Origin of the sequence: Chromobacterium paludis, from assembly GCF_008275125.1 — a bacterium.
GTDB classification, from domain to species: Bacteria; Pseudomonadota; Gammaproteobacteria; order Burkholderiales; family Chromobacteriaceae; genus Chromobacterium; species Chromobacterium paludis.
This window is the reverse complement of the sequence record NZ_CP043473.1, coordinates 1,793,638-1,815,287: the sequence shown is the minus strand read 5'-3', so window position 1 is coordinate 1,815,287 and position 21,650 is coordinate 1,793,638. Positions and strand designations below refer to the sequence as shown.

General features: G+C 65.0%; 16 protein-coding genes. 11 read left to right on the top strand and 5 right to left on the bottom strand.

Annotated elements, in window-relative coordinates:
• Positions 1–282 precede the first annotated feature (282 nt).
• From asd to FYK34_RS08205, 11 genes are all read left to right on the top strand, one after another.
• Positions 283–1,389 (top strand): aspartate-semialdehyde dehydrogenase, encoded by a 1,107-nt coding sequence (gene asd, locus FYK34_RS08255; protein WP_196782655.1) that lies wholly within the window; start codon positions 283–285, stop codon positions 1,387–1,389.
• A gap of 134 nt (positions 1,390–1,523) precedes the next feature.
• Positions 1,524–2,534 (top strand): aspartate-semialdehyde dehydrogenase, encoded by a 1,011-nt coding sequence (locus FYK34_RS08250; RefSeq protein WP_149295924.1) that lies wholly within the window; start codon positions 1,524–1,526, stop codon positions 2,532–2,534.
• A 178-nt stretch (positions 2,535–2,712) separates the two neighbouring features.
• Complete coding sequence (locus tag FYK34_RS08245) at positions 2,713–4,899, top strand: FimV/HubP family polar landmark protein (RefSeq protein WP_456236748.1); 2,187 nt, start codon at positions 2,713–2,715, stop codon at positions 4,897–4,899.
• 347 nt (positions 4,900–5,246) lie between these two features.
• A complete protein-coding gene (locus FYK34_RS08240; protein WP_149295923.1) occupies positions 5,247–7,724 on the top strand; it encodes a type IV pilus assembly protein FimV in 2,478 nt (825 codons plus the stop codon).
• A 158-nt stretch (positions 7,725–7,882) separates the two neighbouring features.
• Positions 7,883–8,671: a tRNA pseudouridine(38-40) synthase TruA gene (gene truA / locus FYK34_RS08235; protein WP_149295922.1), complete on the top strand. Its 789-nt coding sequence runs from the start codon at positions 7,883–7,885 to the stop codon at positions 8,669–8,671.
• Between the two features lie 15 nt (positions 8,672–8,686).
• Complete coding sequence (locus FYK34_RS08230; protein ID WP_149295921.1) at positions 8,687–9,307, top strand: phosphoribosylanthranilate isomerase; 621 nt, start codon at positions 8,687–8,689, stop codon at positions 9,305–9,307.
• On the top strand, positions 9,294–10,496 hold the full coding sequence (gene trpB, locus FYK34_RS08225; protein ID WP_149295920.1) for a tryptophan synthase subunit beta: 1,203 nt from the start codon (positions 9,294–9,296) through the stop codon (positions 10,494–10,496). Before FYK34_RS08230 ends, trpB begins: the two co-directional genes overlap by 14 nt.
• Before the next feature lie 11 nt (positions 10,497–10,507).
• Positions 10,508–11,296 carry a tryptophan synthase subunit alpha gene (gene trpA / locus FYK34_RS08220; protein WP_149295919.1) on the top strand — a complete coding sequence of 263 codons (789 nt, stop codon included), beginning with the start codon at positions 10,508–10,510 and terminating at the stop codon, positions 11,294–11,296.
• Positions 11,297–11,370: 74 nt separating this feature from the next.
• A complete protein-coding gene (gene accD / locus FYK34_RS08215; protein WP_149295918.1) occupies positions 11,371–12,240 on the top strand; it encodes an acetyl-CoA carboxylase, carboxyltransferase subunit beta in 870 nt (289 codons plus the stop codon).
• Between the two features lie 408 nt (positions 12,241–12,648).
• On the top strand, positions 12,649–13,674 hold the full coding sequence (gene rsgA, locus FYK34_RS08210) for a ribosome small subunit-dependent GTPase A (protein WP_149295917.1): 1,026 nt from the start codon (positions 12,649–12,651) through the stop codon (positions 13,672–13,674).
• 84 nt (positions 13,675–13,758) lie between these two features.
• Complete coding sequence (locus FYK34_RS08205) at positions 13,759–14,316, top strand: GNAT family N-acetyltransferase (RefSeq protein ID WP_149295916.1); 558 nt, start codon at positions 13,759–13,761, stop codon at positions 14,314–14,316.
• A gap of 57 nt (positions 14,317–14,373) precedes the next feature.
• On the opposite strand, the gene FYK34_RS08200 is transcribed toward FYK34_RS08205, so the two are convergent.
• The 5 genes from FYK34_RS08200 to FYK34_RS08180 form a co-directional block, all read right to left on the bottom strand.
• Positions 14,374–16,884: an alpha/beta hydrolase family protein gene (locus FYK34_RS08200; RefSeq protein ID WP_231137404.1), complete on the bottom strand. Its 2,511-nt coding sequence runs from the start codon at positions 16,882–16,884 to the stop codon at positions 14,374–14,376.
• A 140-nt stretch (positions 16,885–17,024) separates the two neighbouring features.
• A complete protein-coding gene (gene mmsB, locus FYK34_RS08195) occupies positions 17,025–17,915 on the bottom strand; it encodes a 3-hydroxyisobutyrate dehydrogenase (protein ID WP_149295914.1) in 891 nt (296 codons plus the stop codon).
• Positions 17,916–18,306: 391 nt separating this feature from the next.
• Entirely contained in the window at positions 18,307–19,425 is a 1,119-nt protein-coding gene (locus FYK34_RS08190) for an enoyl-CoA hydratase/isomerase family protein (protein WP_149295913.1), read from the bottom strand.
• Between the two features lie 134 nt (positions 19,426–19,559).
• The gene (locus FYK34_RS08185; RefSeq protein WP_149295912.1) at positions 19,560–20,342 is read right to left on the bottom strand and encodes an enoyl-CoA hydratase; all 783 of its coding nucleotides are present in this window, start codon (positions 20,340–20,342) and stop codon (positions 19,560–19,562) included.
• 132 nt (positions 20,343–20,474) lie between these two features.
• Positions 20,475–21,635 (bottom strand): acyl-CoA dehydrogenase family protein, encoded by a 1,161-nt coding sequence (locus FYK34_RS08180; RefSeq protein WP_149295911.1) that lies wholly within the window; start codon positions 21,633–21,635, stop codon positions 20,475–20,477.
• Positions 21,636–21,650: the final 15 nt, after the last annotated feature.

The window sequence follows — 21,650 nt, the reverse complement described above, 5'->3', positions numbered from 1 at the left end:
CAGCCGCCAAGACACATCGTGCTTTTCCCCCGTGCGGCACGCGCAAGCCGGCAAGGCCGGACCGCTGCCATCAAGCGCGTTCATGGCTGTTGACGGCATCGCGATCCGTGTCTGCGCTGGCTTAACCGTTTGTTCCGCTTGCCTTCACAATAAAAACGATTCACCCCATTGCCTGACACGGTATCGCGCTGCACAATGGAGTAACAAAAATTTCATCGCCGCCGCGCGCAAGACGGGGCGCGATACGCGATTCGGACTTAGGACAGACTCGGGAGATTGATAGTGAGAGTAGGCTTTGTAGGTTGGCGCGGCATGGTGGGTTCCGTGCTGATGCAGCGCATGCGCGAAGAAAACGACTTCGCCGTCATCGACGAACCGGTGTTCTTCACCACTTCCAATGTCGGCGGCAAGGCGCCGGATATCGGCCGTGATGTGCCGCCGCTGAAAGACGCCGGCAATATCGACGAACTGCAGGCGATGGATGTGATCGTCACCTGCCAGGGCGGCGATTACACCACCGAGGTGTACGGCAAGCTGCGCGCCGCGGGCTGGAAGGGCTACTGGATAGACGCCGCCTCCACGCTGCGCATGCAGGACGATGCCATCATCGTGTTGGACCCGGTCAACCGCGATCTGATCGACCGCGGCCTGGCCAGCGGCGTCAAGGACTTCATCGGCGGCAACTGCACCAACTCCATCATGCTGATGGGCATGAATGGCCTGTTCCGCGAGGGGCTGGTGGACTGGGTGTCGTCCATGACCTACCAGGCCGCCTCCGGCGGCGGCGCCAACCATATGCGCGAGCTGCTCAAGGGCATGGGCGCCATTCATGCCACGGTGGCCGATGAGCTGGCCACGCCGTCATCCGCCATTCTGGACATCGACCGCAAGGTGGCGCAGGCCATCCGCGAGGATGTGCCGACCGAGTTTTTCGGCGCGCCGCTGGCCGGCGGCCTGATCCCCTGGATCGACAAGCAGCTGGACAATGGCCAGTCCAAGGAAGAGTGGAAGGGCCAGGCCGAGGTCAACAAGATTCTCGGCACTGCCAGCGTGATCCCGGTGGATGGTCTGTGCGTGCGCATCGGCGCCATGCGCTGCCACAGCCTGGCGCTGACCGTGAAACTGAAGAAGGACCTGCCGCTGTCCGAGATCGAAGCCATCATTCAGTCCGGCAACGACTGGGTGAAATGGGTGCCGAACGAGCGCGAGATTTCGGTCAAGGAGCTGACTCCCGCCGCCATTACCGGCGGGCTGGAAGTGGGCGTCGGCCGCGTGCGCAAGCTGAACATGGGCGGCGACTACCTGTCTGCCTTCGTGATCGGCGACCAGCTGCTGTGGGGCGCCGCCGAGCCGTTGCGCCGCATGCTGCGTATCCTGATCGCGCGCTGACGGGTAGAATGGGCGCCAGCCTGCGGCCGGCGTGCCGGCCGTAATAGAATTCAAGGGCACTTCGGTGCCCTTTTTGCATTGGATGGCGCCTTGCGCGTATGCTGCGGGCGTGCCGTAACAATAGGAATACGAATATGTCGACTTCTCTGCAAATCGCCGTGGTGGGCGCCACCAGTCTGGTGGGCCAGGCCGTGTTGGACTTGCTGGCCGAGCGCAATTTTCCGGCCGCCCGCGTGTTCGCGGTGGACAGCGCCGAGCAGGACGGCAGCACCGTGTCGCTGGGCAATCTGGAGCTGGATGTGCGCCCGGTGGATGAGTTCAGTTTCGAAAATGTCGGCCTGGCCATCTTCGCCGCCGGCAGCGAACTATCCCGCCAATACGTGCCGCAGGCGCGCGATGCCGGCGCGGCGGTGGTCGATTTCAGCTCCGCCTTCCGCCAGGAAGCCGGCGTGCCGCTGGTGGCGCCTGCCATCAATGCCGCCGAGCTGGCAGACCTGGGCCGCGCGCCGCTGGTGGCGGTGCCCAATTGCACGGTGACGCCGCTGGCGCTGGCGCTGGCGCCGCTGCTGCCCTTGGATATCGCGCGCGTCACCGTCGCCACCTATCAGGCCGTATCCGGCAGCGGCCAGAAGGCGATGGAAGAAATGGCAGACCAAACCACCGCGCTGTTTTCGCACCGCGACGCCGAGGTCAATGTCTATGCCAAGCGCATCGCCTTTAATGTGCTGCCGCAGATCGGAGAGGTGGACGAGAATGGCGATTCGGAAGAGGAGCGCTCGGTGCGCGACGAAACCGCTCGCCTGCTGGGGCTGAAGCCGGAGCAGCTGGAAGTGAGCTGCGCGCGCGTGCCGGTGTTCTTTGGCCACTCCTGGGCGATTCAAGTCGAACTGCATAAGGAGTTTGACCTCGAGCAAGTGCAAAAGCGCCTGAAGGCCGCAGGATTGCAGCTGGTGAGCCGCGACAAGCATGGCGGCTACGTGAGCCCGATGGAGGCCACTGGCAACGAGGGCGTCTGGGTCAGCCGCCTGCGCCGTCATGGCAACGTGCTAAGCTTGTGGGTCTCGGCCGATAATGTACGGGCGGGCGCGGCCATTCACTGTGTGCGCATCGCGGAAATTCTGGCCGGACAGAGCGCGTTGATGTGACAAACGCCGCGCCGGGCCAGGTCCCGGCGCTTGTGACATCTGGCTAAACGCCCTGCCAGGGCCTAAGATTGCAGCAGTTGCCCGCCATCCCGGAGGCGGGCTCGCGCCAAAAAAATCACACAAATGCGACAATGCCGGAAGGTAGACAGTGAGAAATCAGCGAAAAATCAAGCTTGGCATGCTTTTGATCAGCCTGGCGTATTCTGCTTGCGCTTGGGCCGGATTGGGGAAAATTTACGTCCGTTCCAACCTGGGGGAGGTTTTGCGGGCGGATATCGAAATGACCGGCGTCGCGGCCAATGAGCTGGACGCCATCCGAGTGGGCCTGGCCGATATCGGCACCTTCCAGGCCTTGAATGTCGATTACGCTACGGCATTGTCATCGCTGCGCTTCGCTTTGAACCCTAGCGCCAAGGGCGCCACCATACGCGTCAGCTCCATTCGTCCCATCAATGATCCTTACCTGCGCTTCGTGGTCGAGGCCAGAGCGCCTTCTGGCCGTTCGGTGCGCGAGTACACCGTGCTGCTGGATCCTGCCAATTACAATCCCGGCGGGCAGAGTATCGTGCAGGATGTGCCCAGCTACGCCGACAATGACCAGGCATCGCGCTATCACGCCGCCGCGCCGGCGAAAAAAACGCCTGCCGTTCCGGCGGAACTGCGCGTGAGACAGGGCGCCAGCCTGCGCTCGCTGGCGTTGAAGGTCAGGCCGCGTGGCGCCAGCCTGCGGCAGACCATGGCGGCATTGGCCCAGGAAAATCCCGATGCTTTCGATGCCGGCGATGTCAGCCATCCCAAGGCCGGTGCCCTGCTGAAAGTGCCGTCGTCGCGCAAGATCAAGGCAATGACGGCTGAGCAGGTGACCAGCATCCTGGGAGCGGAGCCGGCTAGCGCCCAGCAGCAAGCGTCCGGCGGCGCGCCGGCTGCGGGCAAGGGCGGCGACGTGCTCAAGCTGGTGCCGGGCGATGGCGCCGATAGCGCCCGGCTCAATGATTTGCAGCAGCAGATCAATGCCCGCGAAAAAGCCTTGCAGGACGCTACTGCGCGCATCGCGGCGCTGGAGCAGCAACTGAAGGCTTTGCAGGCGTCCGGCCTGGTGCCGCCCATGAAGGCCGCCTCCGCGCCAATGACGGCATCCGCCAGCGCGCCCAAGCCGATGATGAAACCGGTGGAGCCCCCGCATCCGGCAGCCAAGCCCAAGCCGGCGCATGTCGCGCCGCCGCCGCCCCCGCCGGCCCCCTCGCTGCTTGACCGCATCATGGAGAATCTGCCCTTGGTCGGCGGCGGCGTGGCTGCGCTTGGCTTGCTGGGCCTGCTGGGGGCGATGATCCTCAGACGCCGGGCGGCCGCGGCGCTGGACGCCAATGCCAGCGCGACCTTGGGCCGCGCGACGGTCACCGGCCATGGCCCGAATACGGTGGCGGGCTCCAACTCCTTCATGAGCAATTTCACCCAGGCCGCCGGCGCCATCGACGCCGCAGAGGTGGACCCGGTGGCGGAGGCCGAAGTGTACATCGCCTATGGCCGCGACCAGCAGGCGGAGGAAATTCTCAAGGACGCCTTGCTGAAGGACCCGTCGCGGCATGAAGTCAGGATGAAACTGATGGAGGTGTACGCGGCGCGCCCGGATACGGCTAGCTTCGAGCGCTTGGCGCGGGAAATGCAGGCGGCTTTCGATGGCCGTGGCGTGATGTGGGCCAAGACGGTCACCCTGGGACGGGCCATTGATCCGGACAATCCGCTCTACCAGAGCAATGAGGAAACCCTGCCGGATGCCGAAGCGCTTGCGCCTGAGGGCGAGCTGATCGACTTGGACAAGGAGCTGTTCGGCTCGGACGCCGCCGAATCTGCCCCGGCCGCGGAGCCCGCCGCAATGGCGCCCGAAGCCCAGGAAGAGGCGGACCCGCTGGCCGCCTTGTTCGACGCCCCGCTGGATGCGCCAAAACCGGCGCAAGAGGCCAACATGCTGGACTTCGACCTGGAGGCCATGTTGCCGTCGGAGACCGCGCCGGAAGCGGCCAAGCCGGCCGCGGCGGAGAACAATCTGCTCGACTTTGATTTCAATCTGGACGCGGTGTCTGCCGAAGCCGCCGCGACAACGGCGGAAGCCGCGCCGGAAGGTTTGGAGTCTTTGTATGCGGACATGCTGAATGAGCCGGCTGAGTCATCCGCGCAAGGGAGCGCCCAGACGGAGGGCATGTCCGTACTGGACGACCCGCTGGCAACCAAGCTCGATTTGGCCAAGGTATATCTGGATATGGGCGACCGCGAAGGCGCGCGCGAAGTGCTGCAAGACTTGTTGAGCGAGGCGCAGGGCTCGCTCAAGGACGAGGCCCAGGCCTTGCTGGATAAAATCAGCGTTTGAGCCAGCCAGGCGTGAAAGGCCGCCATCGCAGCCATGCGACGGCGGTTTTTTTATGCCGGATGCTCGCCCTTTTGGGCCCCTGGCCCGCCATTGCGCCTGCCCCATCGGGGATGAGGCGGCATCGAACAGCCCATCACGCGTTCAGGCATTTGCGATGGCGATATTTGCGCCTATTTTGATAATTGATGACCTTGGTAATTCTGGGCCTGGGCGGGATTGCCAATTGAAACGGCTATAAGGTTTAATTGGCAAGCATGCGGCTTCAGTGCGGCGGCGGCTGCCCAGGCCGCTCGAGTGTGGGCCGGCGGGCTGGTGATAACAATACAGGCAAAGGTTGGGACATCCAAATGGCTGCAAATTTACGCATGGCGAGTCTGGCCTTGCTGTTGGCGGGAATGGGGAGCGTATCGGCTGCGCTGGCGGGCCTGGGGCCGATCCATGTGCTCTCATCCGACGGCGAAACGTTCTCCGCTGAAATTCCGGTCGTCAATGAGGACATCCGCGATTTTGCCCAAGTCAACTTGGCCGATCGCAATAGCTATCCTCTGCTGTCTCCTTACAGCGGCTCCGCCGGCATGCTGCAATTCAGCCTGGTGCGAGGCGCGGATGGGAAGCTGCGCAAAGTGATGGTCCGCGGCCCCGCTGCCTTCGCCGAATCCTTATTGCGCTTCGCGGTCGAGGTGGGTTGGCCGGATGGCCGGCTCGTGCGCGAGTTCGAGGTTGATTACAAGCGGGATGGTCCGCGGCGCAAGACTCCGGCGCCTGCGGGGGAGGACGGCAAGTCCCATGCGGCCACGCCTGACCAGGGCTCCAGGCTGGATGGTTCGGCCCTGGGCGATCTGCGCATCAGTTCGCGGCTGGGCGAGCCGCTGATGGCCGAGCTGCCGCTGCTGGGCAGCGCTTTCGACAAGGCCGACCAGCTGCAGGTTTCCATTTATGCGGACACCGCGCAAGGCGGTCCGGTCAAGGACTTGCTGCAGCAAGTCGCCTCCATTACGCACCAGTTGGATAGGTCCATAGATGGCCGCCGCATGCTTTTGTTGTCATCGGCCTTGCCTATCACGGTGCCGCACCTGGCCTTCCGCTTGGAGGTCAGCGCCGGCGCGGTAAAGGCGCAAAAGTCCTATGTGCTGTCCATGGAGGGCTCCCCGGTTGCCATGGCGGCCAAGGCGGAAAAAGCGGGCAAGGCGGAACAGGAAAAGCCTGCCGAGGCGAGCAAGGTTTACAAGGTCAGCAAAGGCGATACCTTGTCCGGCATCGCGGCGCGCATGCGCGGCTATGAGCGCGGGCAGGATGTGGCGGCCAAGTTGCTGAAAGACAATCCCGACGCCTTCATTCATGGCGATGCCAACAAGCTGCTGGCGGGCTCGGATCTGCGATACCCCTCGCACTGGAAGCTGCATGAGGCGTCGAGCGCGGCCAAGGCCGCCGCTCCCGTTGAGCAGGCCAAGCCGAAGGAGTCGATGGCCAAGCTGCTGGCGGAGGGCCGGCAGGCGGACCAAGCGGGCGCCGCCGCGAAACCGGCAGGCAACGCTCCTGCGCCAGCCAAGGCCCAGCCTAAGATCGAGTCCAAAGCCCCGCCTAAGGCCGAACCCAAGACGATGTCCGCGCCTCCCGCTCCCGCGCCGACGCATGCGGCCTCGTCGCCAGCGGTGCTGGCGGCGGAGCGCAAGATGCGTGACACGCTGCAGCAGCAGGACAAGGTGTTGAAAGAAACGGAGTTGCGGACGCGGGCGCTGGAAGAGAAAATCCGCGCCTTGCAACAGCAGAAGCCTGCTGCGTCTGCGCCCATGAAGGAAAAATCAGCCGCGGCCATGCCCAAGCCCACAGCCCAACCTGCCGCAGCGGAGGCCATGGCAAAGCCGACTGCAGCCTCCGCGGCCAAGGCCGGCGATAAATCGCCGGAAGCAGCCGCTCCGCCAGCCAAAGCCGTAGCATCCATGGCGAATGCGATAGCGGCGGCGAATCAGCATCAGCCTCAGCCGGCCCCCGCGCCGTCCCAGCCCGCCCAGCCCTTGACCCCCAAGCCGGCTGCCGAGGGCGTGATGGATGATGCGATAGCGGTGCTGACTGACAAGGATGTCGTGATCAAGCTGGGCGGCGCAGCGGCGGCGCTGGGGCTGGTGGCTTTGTTGCTGCTGCGGCGCAAGCGGCAGGGCAGGGCGTCGGAAGCGCCGGAGGATCCCAGCACCATAGGCGTGCCCACTCGGCCCGCGATGGGGCCGCTGGCCAGTTTGATGAGTTCGCTGAAGAAGGAAGACGGCGGCATCGATCTTGGCACCGTGGACGTGATGGCCGAGGCCGAGGTGTATCTGGCGTATGGCCGGGCCGACCAGGCCGTGGTGATCCTGCGCGACGGACTGGACAAGGAGCCGATGCGGCAGGACTTGCGATTCAAACTGCTGGAAGTGCTGGCGGCCAAGCCTGACAAGGACGAGTTTCTGCAGGAGGCGGTGACCGCCAAGGGCATGTTGAGTCCTGACAGTACGCTGTGGCAGCGTATCTGCGAGCTGGGCAAGGCCGCGGTGCCGGGGCATCCCTTGTTCGAGGCCGCCGCTGCGCAGGCTACCGATCGGCCGGGCGTAGGCGTGATGGAGCCCATCGTGGCCGCCCGTGCGCCGGAAGAGGGCGCGGAGCTCGAGATGGATCTGAGTCCTCCCGCCCCCGCGATGGCCGAGGCGCGCGCGCCTGTCGCTCAGGCGGCCCCTGCGGTGGCGGCCTCGGAAGTGGACCAGGAAAAAATGGAACTGGCCAAGCTGTATATGGAAATGGGCGACAAGGAAACGGCGGAAACGCTGATTCGCGAAGCGCAGCACGGCCGCTAGCAGCGGGCGGGCTTTACGGCGCAATGGCACCGGCGTGATGTCGGTGCCATTCGTTTTTCTGCGGCCTGGGACGTGGCGCAAACCGGGCTGGATAGGATAAAGTGGGGGTTTTGCGGCCTTGCCAGCGCGCGGGCCGCCGGATGAATGGATGAGTGGGTATGAGAATCGCGCTCGGCATCGAGTATGACGGTCGGGCATTTGCCGGCTGGCAGAGTCAGCCGCACGGCAACACGGTACAGGATATATTGAATCGGGCCCTGGGCCAGATCGCCGGCAACCGGGAGGTTGCCACGGTAGCTGCCGGCCGCACCGATGCCGGCGTGCACGCCGCGATGCAAGTGGCGCATTTCGACACCGAAGCCAGCCGGCCGCTGAATGCCTGGGTGCGCGGCGTCAACGCCTTGCTGCCGCCCGAGATCGCCGTGGTGTGGGCACGCGAAGCGGGCGATGATTTCCACGCGCGGTTTTCCGCCTTTTCCCGCAGCTACAGTTATTTCCTGCTGACCCATCCGGTGCGTTCCTGCCTGCTGGCGGGCAAGGTGGGCTGGTATCATCAGGCCTTGGACGTGGCGGCGATGCGCAAGGCGGCGGCATGTCTGCTGGGCCGCCACGATTTTTCCAGCTTCCGCGCGTCCGAGTGTCAGGCCAAATCGCCGGTCAAGGATTTGCAGCGGCTGGATATCGTGGAAGATGGCGGTCTGATCCGCTTCGATCTGATGGCCGATGCCTTTTTGCATCATATGGTGCGTAATCTGGTGGGCGCCTTGCTCTACGTCGGCAAGGGCGCGATGGACGCTGCCGGCATGCAGGCCTTGCTGGCCGCGCGCGACCGCACCTGCGCGCCGCCCACCTTCATGCCGGATGGGCTGTATTTGACCGGCGTGGGTTATCCGGAAGCGTTCGGCCTGCCATCTTGCTGCGAGGCGGGGCGGCTCAAACTGCGCTGAGCGCGAGGGGCGAGAGTGGTCAGGATCAAGATTTGCGGCATCACCAGGCCAGAAGACGGCGCGGAAGCGGCCCGATTGGGCGCCGACGCCATTGGCCTGGTGTTTTACGACAAGAGCCCGCGCAATGTCACCCTCGCGCAGGCGCGGGCGGTGATCGCGGCCTTGCCGCCTTTCGTCACCGTAGTGGCGCTGTTCGTGAACCCAGCGCGAGAGTGGGTGGAGCGGGTGTTGGCCGGCTGCGCCATCGACGTGCTGCAGTTTCACGGCGAGGAAGAGGCGGATTTTTGCCGCTCGTTTCAGCGGCCTTATTTGAAGGCTGTGCGGGTGAGGCCAGGCGTCGACCTGATGCAAATGGCGAGGTCCTACTCCGATGCGCGCGGCCTGCTGGCCGATGCTTTTGTCGAAGGCGCGCACGGCGGCACCGGCGCGACGTTTGACTGGACCTTGCTGCCGGATGATCTGTCTTTGCCGCTGATTTTGTCGGGCGGCTTGGACGAAAAGAATATAGAAGAAGCCGTGCGCCGGGTAAGGCCGGCGGCGGTAGACGTCTCCAGCGGAGTGGAGGCGGCCAAAGGAATCAAAGACGCCGCCAGAATGGCGGCCTTCATATCAGGAGCAAGACATGGATCGGTATGATTTCCCCGATGCGCAGGGCCACTTCGGCCCTTACGGCGGCGTGTACGTCGCCGAAACCTTGATGGTGGCGTTGGACCAGCTGAAAGCAGAATACGCTCGCGTGAAGGCCGACCCGTCTTTCTGGCAAGAATTCCATCATGAGCTCAAGCATTACGTCGGCCGTCCCAGTCCGGTTTACCACGCCAAGCGCTGGTCCGAACAGCTGGGCGGCGCGCAAATCTGGCTGAAGCGCGAAGACCTGAACCACACCGGCGCGCACAAGATCAACAACGCCATCGGCCAGGCCCTGCTGGCCCGCCGCATGGGCAAGAAGCGCGTGATCGCCGAGACCGGCGCCGGCCAGCACGGCGTGGCCACCGCCACCGTCGCCGCGCGCTACGGCATGGAGTGCGTGGTGTACATGGGCGCGGAGGATGTTAAGCGCCAGTCGCCCAATGTTTTCCGCATGAAGCTCCTGGGCGCCACCGTGGTGCCGGTGGAGTCCGGCTCCAAGACGCTGAAGGACGCGTTGAACGAAGCGATGCGCGACTGGGTGACCAATGTCGACTCCACTTTTTACATCCTGGGCACCGCAGCCGGCCCGCACCCGTACCCGATGCTGGTGCGGGACTTCGTGTCGGTGATCGGCCAGGAGGCCAAGGTGCAGATGCCGGAGGTGATAGGCCGCCAGCCGGATGTGGTGGTAGCGTGCGTCGGCGGCGGCTCCAACGCCATCGGCATGTTCCATCCCTATATCGACGTGCCCGGCGTGCGCATGGTGGGCGTGGAGGCGGGCGGTTACGGCATCGAAAGCGGCAAGCATGCCGCGCCTATCACGGCCGGCGCTAAGGTGGGGGTGCTGCACGGCTCCAAGAGCTATCTGATGCAGGACGCGGACGGCCAGATCATCGAGACCCACTCCGTCTCCGCCGGTCTGGACTACCCGGGCGTGGGGCCGGAGCATTGCCACCTGAAGGACATCGGCCGCGCGGAGTACGTGGCGATCAACGACGACGAAGCGCTGCGCGCCTTCCACGACTGCTGCCATCTGGAAGGCATCATTCCGGCGCTGGAGTCCAGCCACGCGCTGGCCTGGGCCGCCAAGGTCGCGCCTAGCATGGGCAAGGACCAGGTCATTCTGGTCAATCTGTCCGGCCGCGGCGACAAGGACATCAATACCGTTGCCGGCCTCTCCGGCATTACGCTGTAAGGAGAAGCCGCATGTCACGCATAGAAAAACGATTCGCCGCGCTGGCGGGCAAGAAGGCCCTGATCCCGTTCATCACCGCAGGCGACCCGCATCCCGAACTGACCGTGTCGCTGATGCACGGCCTGGTGGAGGGCGGCGCCGACATCATCGAACTGGGGGTGCCGTTTTCCGACCCGATGGCAGATGGTCCCGTGATCCAGCGCGCCTCGGAGCGCGCCCTGGTGCACAAAGTGGGCCTGCGCCACGTGCTGGAGATGGTGGCGGAATTCCGCCGCACAGACGACGTCACGCCGGTGGTGCTGATGGGCTATCTGAACCCGCTGTGCGCCATGGGCTATACCGAATTTGCCAAACGCGCCAAAGCCGCGGGCGTGGACGGCGCGCTGACCGTCGATTGTCCGCCGGAAGAAGCGGCCGAGCTGCAGGCGGCGCTGGACGCCGAGGGCCTGGACACCGTGTTCCTGATCGCGCCCACCACGCCGCCTGCGCGGGTGGCGGAAATCGCCAAGCTGGCGCGCGGTTATGTCTATTATGTGTCCTTGAAGGGCGTCACCGGCGCGGGACATCTGGACATTGACGACGTAGCGCGTAAAATTGCTGCCCTCAGACAACAACTGCCGCTGCCGATAGGCGTGGGCTTCGGGATTCGCGACGCCGAAACCGCGAAGGCCATCGCGGCCACTGCAGACGCGGTGGTGGTGGGCAGCAGGCTGGTACAGGAAATTGAGGCGGCGACACCCGAAACTGCCAAAGAGCAGTTAACCCGTCTGGTGGCCGAACTGAAGGCCGCCATCCGCTAGAACACCGACGGGGGCGCAGCGCCCCCGTTCATGTGCCGGGCCCTGGCCCGCGCACTCAGATTCAAGGAGTCAGCATGAGCTGGTTGAATAAGCTCCTCCCGCCGAAGATCAAGCGCGAAAACCGCGCCGACAAGCCTTCCGCGGTGCCCGAGGGGCTTTGGAGCAAGTGCCCGGAATGCGAAGCCGTACTGTATTACACCGACTTGGAAAGCAATCAGCAGGTTTGCCCCAAGTGCGGCCATCATCATCCCTTGACGGCGCGCCAGCGCCTGAACCTGTTGCTGGATGAGGAAGGCCGCCGCGAGCTTGGCGAAGAGGTCAAGCCGGTGGATATCCTGAAATTCAAGGACAGCAAGAAGTACCCGGACCGTCTGAACGCGGCCAAGAGCGAAACCGGCGAGGACGACGCGCTGGTGGTGATGCAAGGCAGCATCCATTCGCTGCCGGCCGTGGTCGCCGCGTTTGAATTCAAGTTCATCGGCGGCTCCATGGGCTCGGTAGTGGGCGAGCGCTTCGTGCGCGGCGTGCGCGCCGCGGTGGAGGCCAAGGCGCCTTTCATCTGCGTGGCCGCATCCGGCGGCGCGCGCATGCAGGAAGGCTTGAACTCGCTGATGCAGATGGCCAAGACCAGCGCCGCGCTGCAGCTCTTGTCCGAGCATAAACTCCCGTTCATCTCCATCCTGACCGATCCGACCATGGGCGGCGTGTCCGCCTCCTTCGCCTTCCTGGGCGACGTGGTGATGGCCGAGCCCAAGGCGCGCATCGGCTTCGCCGGCGCGCGCGTGATCGAGCAAACGGTGCGCGAGACGCTGCCGGAAGGCTTCCAGCGCGCCGAATTCCTGCTGGAAAAAGGCGCGGTGGACATGGTGGTGGACCGGCGCGAGCTGAAGCGCAAGGTGGCCAGCATGATTACCTTGCTGATGAAGGAGCCGACCGCCGTGTAAGGCAGCTTGCCTGCCTTCGCACTGAGCCCGCCCCGTTGCAAAACGGCGCGGGTTTTGTTTTGCCTGAGACGATCGCCGTTCAAATAAAATGACATATTCATTTTCTTGTGGCATGCTGGCGGCTTCCGATCAAACTACGCAAGGAGACTGCAGATGGATAGATTCGACATTGACGCGCAAGGGCAAGTCGGCGTAGCGGTTTCCGGATGCGGCGGCATCGCTTGAATCGTTTTCCACGCTAGTCCGTAGTCGCCGCTCGGCGACCGTTCCCCGCTTGTTCCCTTCCACCGCATCCGCGCGGTGACATCCGCCTGTCCGCCAGGCTGATTTCCTCATTCTTTTCTTAAAGCTCAATCAAGCCTGGCGCTGCCGGGCAGTGTCGGCTTGCGAGCGTTCGCAGGAGTTCTGATGCTGAATTTCGATTTTCCGCGCTTGGCCGCCATCGGCCTGACGCCGCAATTGTTGCAGCAAGCGCTGGTTTTGGCCGGCGATCAAGATAGACAACTGGTCCGCGTCTGCCGCGTGCAGCGCGATTGCGTTTGGGGGCATGACGGCGAGTCCGAATGGCCGGCCCAGGCTTTGCCCCATGCGCACGGCGAGCTGGCGGTAGGCGATTGGGCGCTGTGCCAGCCGCAGGCGGAAGGGCCGTGGCGGCTGATCGACCGACTGGAGCCGTTCAATCAATTGGCGCGCTTTAATGACGAAGGCGCGCGCCAGGTCTACGCGTCCAACGTCGACACCGCGTTGCTGGTGATGGGCCTGGACGGCGACTACAACCCGCGCCGCCTGGAGCGCTATTTGGGTCTGGCGGCGTCCGCCGGCGTCGCGCCGGTGGTGGTGTTGAGCAAGGCAGACCTGTGCGCCGACACCGCAGATAGAGTCGCGGAACTGGAGCGTCGCCTGCGCCCCGCGCCGCCCATCCTGGCGCTGAACGGCAATGACCCGAGCTGCCGCGAGGCGCTTGCGCCCTGGCTGGGCGCGGGGCAGACCCTGGTGCTGCTGGGCTCGTCCGGCGCTGGCAAATCGACGCTCAGCAATGCGCTGCTGGGCGAGGCGACCCAGATCGTGGGCGAAGTCAGGGACGACGATAGCCGAGGCCGCCACACGACGACGGCGCGCACCCTGCTGCCATGCCCGGGCGGCGCCTGCATCATCGATACGCCCGGCGTCCGCGGCCTGCAAGCGCCGCTGGACGAGCAGGCACTGGCAGGCAGCTTCGCCGACATCGCCGAGCTGGCGGGGCGCTGTCAATTCCGCGATTGCCGCCACCAGGAGGAGCCTGGCTGCGCGGTGAGGGCCGGGGTAGACGCAGACCGGCTGCGCAATTACCACAAGCTGTTGCGTGAGACCCGGAGGCTGGAGCAGAGCCCGCTGCAACGCCAGCAGCAGCGCCGGGAATGGAAGGCGCGCAGCAAGGCGGCGCGGCGTCGCTAGGGGGAGGCTCGGCCTGCCGGGCCAGTTGTCGATGGCGGTGGATCGCCCCGCGGCGCGGGGCGCCCGCCAGATTGAAGGAACGATATGAGAGTTTGGAACCGAGAGGGCGTAGCCGCGCCCATCGTCACGCCGCGCTTGCGATTGCTGCCGCTGGGGGCGGAGCACGCCGATGCGCTGTTCCCCTTGCTGCGGCAGCCGCGCATTTACGACTGGATTTCGATGCGCCGGCCGGAGTCGGCGGAGGCCTTGGCTCGCCGCTGGGGCGAGTTAAGGCAGGAAGGCGCCGGCGAGCGCGAGGAGTATTTTTTCGGCTGGGCGGCACAACGCGCGGCTGACGGCGCTTGGCTGGGCGCGCTGGACGCCGATGTCCGCGCCGATGGCGTCGCCGTTAATGTGGGTTATTGGTTCGGGCCGGAATATTGGGGGCAGGGCTACGCCAGCGAGGCGGTATTGGCCCTGGCTGGCCATCTGTCCGGGCAAGGCGTGCATGAGCAGCGCGCGACGGTGACGCTGGGCAACGAGGCCTCGATGCGGGTGCTGGAGCGGGCCGGCTTTGTCCGTGGCCGGGTGTTGCCGGATAACGATACCGTGGGCGGATGCCTGGTCGATGACATAGAGTTTGTCCGGCTGGACTTGAGGTAAGCCGGACATGGCTGGAAAACGCGCCCCGAGGCGAGTCGGGGCGCGCATGGCTTGCGATCAGGGCTGCGTTGCCGGCTGCCCGGCTTGCGCGGTTTTCTGCGCGCGCGGCGGAGCGTTTTTCACGTATTTGTCGAACCAGTTCAGCATTTCGTAAACCAGTTGCTCGTTGGATTCGCGCGCGGCGTACCAGTGCGGCTCGTGCGGCAGCATCACCAGGCGAGCGGTGCCGCCGTTGCCGCGGATGGCTTCGTAGAACTTGACCGCCTGCAAGGGTGTCGTGCCGGGATTGGCGTCATCCGCGCCGTGCATGATCAGGATGGGCGTCTTTAGCTTGTCGGCGTAGAAGAAGGTGGACGCCTTGCGGTACACCTCCGGCGCCTCCCATACCGAGCGGCGCTCGCTCTGGAAGCCAAACGGCGTCAGCGTCTTGTTGTAGGAGCCGCTGGTGGCCGCGCCGGCGCGGAACAGATCGGTGTGCGCCAGCAGATTCGCCGTCATCAGCGCGCCGTGGCTGTGGCCGGTGACGCCGATGCGGTCCGGGTCCGCCACGCCCAGCTTCACCGCCTCATCCACCGCGGCCTGGGCGTCCATCTTCAGCTGGTCCAGGTAAGTGTCGTAAGCGGCCTTGGGGTCGCCCACGATGGGGAACGATGCCTGGTCGATGATGGCGTAGCCCGCCAGCAGCAGGTATTTGTACTGATAGAGGCGGGTGAAGGTCTGTTGCGAGCCGCTGACCTGGCCGGCGCTGGCGGCGTCGGCGTAGTCCAGCGGATAGGCGTTGAGGATGGCGGGGATGCGGGTGCCTTCCTTATAGCCCGGCGGGGTGTATAGCGTGAATGACAGTTCCATGCCGTCGGCGCGCATATATTTGACCAGTCGCTTTTTGATCTGGCGCAGCTCGGGCGTCGGATCGGTGATATGGCTGACGGCGACTTCGCTGGAGGCGAAGGCGGCCTCGCCCTTGGCGGCGGCGATGGGCTGTTGCAGCGTGCGCAGATAAACATTCGGCGCGGCCATGGGGGTTTGGCGCCAGGTCAGGAAGCTGTTGGCGCCGGTCAGCGCCACCGGGCGCTCCAGCGCGTCCTTGCCGCTGCGGAACAGCCGTTCGCTGGCCAGCGTTTTCAAATTCAGCTTGTCGAGGAAGGGGCGGTTGCCCTCGGGCGAGGCGCCGGCGCCGTTCAGGTAGATGGCGTCGCCGTCCTGACGGATCACGCGGAAACCATTGGCCAGGGTGCGGGTGACCGGCGTGCCGGGCGAGGCGTACTTGTCGTCGTAGGACAAGCTCCACAGCAGGCGGGACTTTTGCGCCGGGTCTTCAAAGTTGACGACGCGGGTTTGATACCAGTGGCGGTTGATGTCGAACTCGCTGACCAGCGCAGTATCGCGGCGCTCGCCCCATTCTATGCCGCCAAAGCGCTGCGCGGTGCGCAGCAGTTCCACCGGCTTGCCGGTGAACGGCGCCTTCCACGTCATCACTTTGTCGCGCGCCGGCACGGTGTTTTTCCAATCGCCGCCGTCCAGCGCCTCGGCCCAGATCAGCGTGGCGGGGTCGTTGGCGCGCCAGGAGAAGTCGCGCGGGCCTAGCGGTTCGCCATGCACCGGCACGCGGTCCGCCAGCGGCAGGGTGGCGATGGAGCGGATGGCGACGCGGCCCGGCTTAGACAGCGCCCAAACCTGAACCTCGTGCGGGAAACGCTCGTAAGTGGTGACGTAGGAATAGGGGCGGCGCACGCTGGAAACCAGGAGGTGCTTGCCATCCGGGGAGGGGCCTACGCCGTCGTACAGCGCCGGCTCGCCTATGGGCGTGGCCTTGCCGCTGGCGGCGTCCACCAGCATCAATTGCGAGGCGCCGTAGTAGTCGAACAAGGCCTCGTCGTGCGGGTTGTTCAGCGTGTCGCGCACCTCATAGGTGCTGCTTTCCCCCTTCACGCCATCGCTTTCCTGCACGCTGGGGCCATCCGGGCCGATGGACTTGGCCGGCGCCGGCCCTTGCCTGGCCGGCACGGTCTTGACCAGCAGCGTCTTCTGGTCCGGCATCCATTGCAACTCGTCATTGAGCATGGGGTTGAGGCGAATGCCCGGTATCTTGCGCAGCTTGCCGCTGGCGGCGTCGCCCACCCACAGCTCCACCGCATCCTTAGTGGCATTGGCGAAGGCGAAACGCTTACCGTCGGCGGACCAGGCCGGCGCGTCGGGGCAGGAACCTGCCGGCAGGGCCACCGGGGTTTCCCTGCCGCTGGGTATCTTCACCAGCTTGAAGCTCTCCGCGCATGGCGCGATGCCGTAGCCGCCGGGCGTGTCATGTTTGGCGCGGTTGGCCGGTTCGATGCGCGTGCCGGCCAGTTTCAGATACGGCGCGGCCACGCGGGCGATGGACGGGTACTCCTGCCAGCCCACCAGCAGCATGGCGTCGCGGGTGGGGTTGATGCTGGGCGTGGGCAGGGCGGGCGCGCGCATCACCTTGAGAATATTGGCGGGCGGCTGCTGGTAGCCGGCGGCGGAGGCGGACGCGGCGCAGGCCAGTAAGGTGGCTGCGGCGATGCTTTTCAGGGCGATGGAGTGAGGCATGTTCATCCTTGCAGACTTGTTCTTGTCGATGTTGTGGTCTGTCAACGCAAGACGGGAGGACGCTGAGCGCCCTCCCGTCACTAGACCTGAGGCTAAATCTACCACACGTCATATTTATTGTGGCGGATATCTGGACCTTGTCAGTTCAGCGTATGGAAATGTTTGACGATGCTGGAGAAGTCCAGCTTGCCATTGCCCTGTTGCACATGCTCCTCGTACAGATTGCGGGCCAAGGCGCCCAGCGGGTTGGATGCATGGCTTTGCAAGGCGGTTTCCTCGGCCAAACCCAGGTCTTTCAGCATCAGTTCGGACATGAATCCGCCGGCGTAGTTGCGGCTGGCCGGAACATTCTCCATCACGCCGGGCCACGGGTTGTAGAGTTCCGTCGCCCAGTTGCGGCCCGAGCTCTTGCTGATGATCTCGGACAGCACTTTCGGGTCCAGGCCGTTCTTGACGCCCAGGGCTAGCGCCTCGGCGGTGCCGGCCATCAGGATGCCCAGCAGCATATTGTTGCAGATCTTGGCGGTCTGGCCGGCGCCGGGGCCGCCGGCGTGGAAGATGTTCTTGCCCATGGCCTCCAACACCGGCCGCGCGCGCGCCAGGTCGCCCGCTTCGCCGCCGACGATGAAGGTCAGGGTGCCGGCCGCCGCGCCGGCCGTGCCGCCGGACACCGGCGCGTCCAGCATGGCCAGGCCCTGCGCCTGCGCCGCCTCTGCCACTTTGCGCGCGGCGCCGGCGTCTATGGTGCTGCAGTCTATGATCAGCGTACCCTTGGGCAGCTTGGCGAACAAACCGTCGTCGCCCAGGTAGAGTCCCTGCACATGCTTGCCGGCCGGCAGCATGGAGATCACCACGCTGGCGCCGTCAATCGCATCGGCGGCGCTGGAGGCGGCGCGGCCGCCGGCGGCAGCCACCTTGGCCAAGGCCTCGGCAGACAGGTCGAAGGCGCTGACCTTGAAGCCCTTGTTCAGCAGATTGACGGCCATCGGGCCGCCCATATTGCCCAGGCCGATGAAGGCGATGTTTTCCATGTCTCTTCCTTTGCTCGTTTGACGGGACGGCTTGATTCGCCCCCTCTTCCCAACCCCTCTCCCGCGAGGGGAGAGGGGCTATGGCGTTGTCGATGTTTGGATGCGTATCGAGTGTATTTGCGACTCTCCGCGAGGGAGGTCGAGTCGGCCTAGAGGTTTCCAGTGTTGTGAGATGGCGCTGAAAGCCAGCAAGTCGCCGACTTGCCCTCCCTCTTCCTTGAGGGGAGAGGGGCTGTTGTGTTGTTGACGTTCGGCTGCGTGTTGCGTTGTACGAATCCCCGTGAGGGAGGCAGACCTTGAACTTTCCAGCGCCGCGCGTTGGCGCTGAAAACCAGCAAGTCGCTGACTTGCCCTCCCTCTCCCCTCGCGGGAGAGGGCCGGGGAGAGGGGGTTATTTCAATCCAGCCAGCGGATGGTCGCCGTCGCGCCAGGGCGATTCGAAATGTCCGTCCACCCAGGCTTGGTCTATGTCTTGCAGCTGGCGGCTCCAATGCGGCTTGCGATCCTTGTCCACCAGCAGCGCGCGCACGCCTTCCGGGAAGTCGGAGCGGGCGCAGAAGTTGATGGACAGCACCAGCTCCATGCGCAGGGACTCGGCCAGCGACATGTGCTTGGAGCGGTTCAGGATTTCCCAGCTGACGGCGGCGGAGGTGGGGCTGCCGTGGACGAAATTCTTGGCGGCGTCGGCGAGCCACGGGTCTTCGAACGCCGTTTCCGTCAGCGCGGCGCTGACGGCGGCCAGATCGCCCTTATTCATCAGCCGGTGCACGGCCAGCAGGTTGCGCTCGACGTTGGACGCCGGCAAGGCATCGCCCAGTTGGCCTTCCAGCTGATTGAGCAGCGCGCTGACCAGGGCCGGGCGCGCATGCGCGTCGCCGCCCCAGTTGGCCGCCTGCAAGGCTTTCAGCAGCGCCGGGTAGGCGTCGGCGGCCAGCACGTGGTCGGCCAGGTTGGCTATCAGCGCGTCGTGCGCGTTCAAGGGCGCCCCGGTCAAGGCCAGGAACAGGCCCAGGTGGGCCGGCATGCGCTGCAGGAACCAGCTGCCGCCCACGTCCGGATACAGGCCGATGGTGATTTCCGGCATGGCGATGCGGGTGGCCGGGGTGGCCACGCGGTGGCTGGCGCCCGCCATCAGGCCCAGGCCGCCGCCCATGACGATGCCGCCGCCCCAAACAATCAAGGGTTTCCTGTAGCGGTGGATGCGATAGTCGAGCGTGTATTCCTCGGCGAAGAAAGCCATCGCGTGCGGGTTGGGGTAGTGGGGCTCATCTATCAGCTTGCCGCGCAGGCTGCGCACGTCGCCGCCGGCGCAGAAGGCGCGCTCGCCGGCGCCGCGCAGCACCACGGCGACGATGCCTTCGTCGCGCTCCCAGATGGTGAGCCGCGCGTCCAGCAGCCGGATCATCTCCAGCGTCAGCGCGTTCAGCGACTTTTCGGCGTTGAGGGTGGCGATGGCGATGCGATGGCCGTCGCTGGTGGTCAGTTCGTCAAACAGCACCGCGTCATGCATGGGGAGACTCCGGAAAGACGGTTGTTAACCACAAAAGGCAGTAGCAAAGCGGTGGGCTTACGCCACCGGTGACTCGGGGCTGCCGCTCGCCGCTTTCGTGTTTTTGTGGGGTTCGTGACCGTGTGTTTTTGAGTTCAGGCGTTCTTCCAGTTCGGCGCGCGCTTTTCCAGGAAGGCGCGGGTGCCTTCGCCCTGGTCATGGGTGTCGAACAGCTTGATGAAGGCCTCGCGCTCCTTGATCAGGTTCCAGGCCGGCGGCTGGGTGCGGGCGGCTTGCACCAGCTGCTTGCATACGCCCACCGACGACGGCGACTGTTTGGCCACGCCCTCGGCCAGCTGGATGGCGGTTGCCAGCGCCTCGCCCTTGGCCACCACTTGCTCCACCAGGCCGATGCGCTCGGCGGTGGCGGCGTTGACGCGCTCGCCGCACAAAATCATGCGCTTGGCCCAGCCTTCGCCCACCAGCCAGGGCAGGTTCTGCGTGCCGCCGGCGCAGGGCAAGAGGCCGACGCCGGCTTCCGGCAGCGCCATCTGCGCCTGCTCCTCGGCGATGCGGATGTCGCAGGCCAGCGCGCACTCCAGGCCGCCGCCCATGGCGTAGCCGTTGACGGCGGCGATGCTGACGCCGCGAAAAGCTGACAGCGCCTCAAAGGCTTCGCCGAACAGCATGGTCATCTCGGTGGCGACCTTTTTGTCGCCGTCGGCGAACATATTCAGGTCCGCGCCGGCGGAGAAGAACTTCTCGCCCTGGCCGGTGATGACCAGTGCGTAGATGTCGCGGTCGGCGTTGAGGTCGGCCACCAGCTGTTTCAGCGCGGTCAGGCTCTCGCGGTTCCAGGTGTTGGCCGGCGGGTTGTCTATGGTCACCACGGCGGTGTGGCCGCGTTTTTCCACGTTCAGGTGGGCGTAGTTTTGCATCTGAATTCCTTTTCTTCTGCCACGAAAAGACACGAATGAGACCACTCTTGCCATGGCCGCAAGCAGGTGGCGTGATCCTAGGGCGCGATAGTTCGTGTTCTTTCGTGGTTTTCGTGGCGGCCAAATAAGCTGTTAACGCAGCGTTTCCAGCGCGCCGTCCTGCAGCAGCTTGCGCGCGACTATCATGCGCATCACTTCGTTGGTGCCTTCCAGTATCTGGTGCACGCGCAGATCGCGCACATGGCGCTCCAGCGGGAAGTCCTGCAGATAACCGTAGCCGCCGAACAGCTGCAGCGCGTTATTGGCGATATTGAAGCTCAAGTCGGTGGCCAGGCGCTTTGCCATCGCACAATAGGCGGTGGCGTCGGGGCTGGCATTGTCCAGCTTCCAGGCGGCCAGCCGCACCATCTGGCGGGCGGCCACCAGTTCGGTCAGCATGTCGGCTAGGCGGAATTGCACGGTTTGCAGCTCTGCCAGCGGATGGCCGAATTGCTGGCGCTCCTGCACATAGCGCTGGGCGGCGTTCAAGGCGGCTTGCGCGGTGCCGACGGCGCAGGTGGCGATATTGATGCGGCCGCCGTCCAACCCCTTCATGGCGAAGGCGAAGCCTTGGCCTTCCTCGCCCAGGCGGTTTTCCACCGGGATTTGGACGTTGTCGAAGGTGATGGCGCGGGTGGGCTGGCTGTTCCAGCCCATCTTCTTTTCCTTCTTGCCGTAGCTGACGCCCGGCGCGTCCGCCGGCACCACGAAGGCGGAAATGCCCTTGGGGCCGGGGCCGCCGGTGCGGGCCATCACTACCAGCACCTGGGTGCTGCCGGCGCCGGAGATGAACATCTTGCCGCCGTTGAGCACATAGACTTCGCCTTTTTTCTCGGCGCGGGTTTTCAGCGAGGCGGCGTCGGAGCCGGCGCCGGGCTCGGTCAGGCAGTAGCTGCCCAATATCTCGCCCGTCACCATTTTCGGCACCCACTGCTCGGCCAGCTGTTTGCTGCCGAAGCTGGCGATCATCCAGCTGACCATGTTGTGGATGGTGAGGTAGGCGGCGGTGGAGGTGCAGCCGGCGGCCAGCTCCTCGAATACGATGGCGGAGTCCAGCCGCGACAGGCCCAGGCCGCCGTAGGCTTCCGGGGTGTAGAGGCCCAGAAAGCCCATTTCACCGCTCTGGCGGATCACGTCCAGCGGAAAGATGGACTCGGCATCCCATTCGGCCGCGCGCGGCGCCAGTTCATGCTCGGCGAAGTCGCGCGCGCTTTGCTGGAAGGCGAGTTGGTCTTCGGTCAGGTCAAAATTCATGTTCTGTATTCCTAT

Excerpts from the sequence above, each read along its gene's own strand:
- FYK34_RS08250 (WP_149295924.1), top strand. The coding sequence starts at position 1,524 with ATGTCGACTTCTCTGCAAATCGCCGTGGTGGGCGCCACCAGTCTGGTG.
- FYK34_RS08245 (WP_456236748.1), top strand. The coding sequence starts at position 2,713 with ATGCTTTTGATCAGCCTGGCGTATTCTGCTTGCGCTTGGGCCGGATTG.
- FYK34_RS08240 (WP_149295923.1), top strand. The coding sequence starts at position 5,247 with ATGGCTGCAAATTTACGCATGGCGAGTCTGGCCTTGCTGTTGGCGGGA.
- truA (WP_149295922.1), top strand. The coding sequence starts at position 7,883 with ATGAGAATCGCGCTCGGCATCGAGTATGACGGTCGGGCATTTGCCGGC.
- trpB (WP_149295920.1), top strand. The coding sequence starts at position 9,294 with ATGGATCGGTATGATTTCCCCGATGCGCAGGGCCACTTCGGCCCTTAC.
- trpA (WP_149295919.1), top strand. The coding sequence starts at position 10,508 with ATGTCACGCATAGAAAAACGATTCGCCGCGCTGGCGGGCAAGAAGGCC.
- accD (WP_149295918.1), top strand. The coding sequence starts at position 11,371 with ATGAGCTGGTTGAATAAGCTCCTCCCGCCGAAGATCAAGCGCGAAAAC.
- rsgA (WP_149295917.1), top strand. The coding sequence starts at position 12,649 with ATGCTGAATTTCGATTTTCCGCGCTTGGCCGCCATCGGCCTGACGCCG.
- FYK34_RS08205 (WP_149295916.1), top strand. The coding sequence starts at position 13,759 with ATGAGAGTTTGGAACCGAGAGGGCGTAGCCGCGCCCATCGTCACGCCG.
- FYK34_RS08200 (WP_231137404.1), bottom strand. The coding sequence starts at position 16,884 with ATGCCTCACTCCATCGCCCTGAAAAGCATCGCCGCAGCCACCTTACTG.
- mmsB (WP_149295914.1), bottom strand. The coding sequence starts at position 17,915 with ATGGAAAACATCGCCTTCATCGGCCTGGGCAATATGGGCGGCCCGATG.
- FYK34_RS08190 (WP_149295913.1), bottom strand. The coding sequence starts at position 19,425 with ATGCATGACGCGGTGCTGTTTGACGAACTGACCACCAGCGACGGCCAT.
- FYK34_RS08185 (WP_149295912.1), bottom strand. The coding sequence starts at position 20,342 with ATGCAAAACTACGCCCACCTGAACGTGGAAAAACGCGGCCACACCGCC.
- FYK34_RS08180 (WP_149295911.1), bottom strand. The coding sequence starts at position 21,635 with ATGAATTTTGACCTGACCGAAGACCAACTCGCCTTCCAGCAAAGCGCG.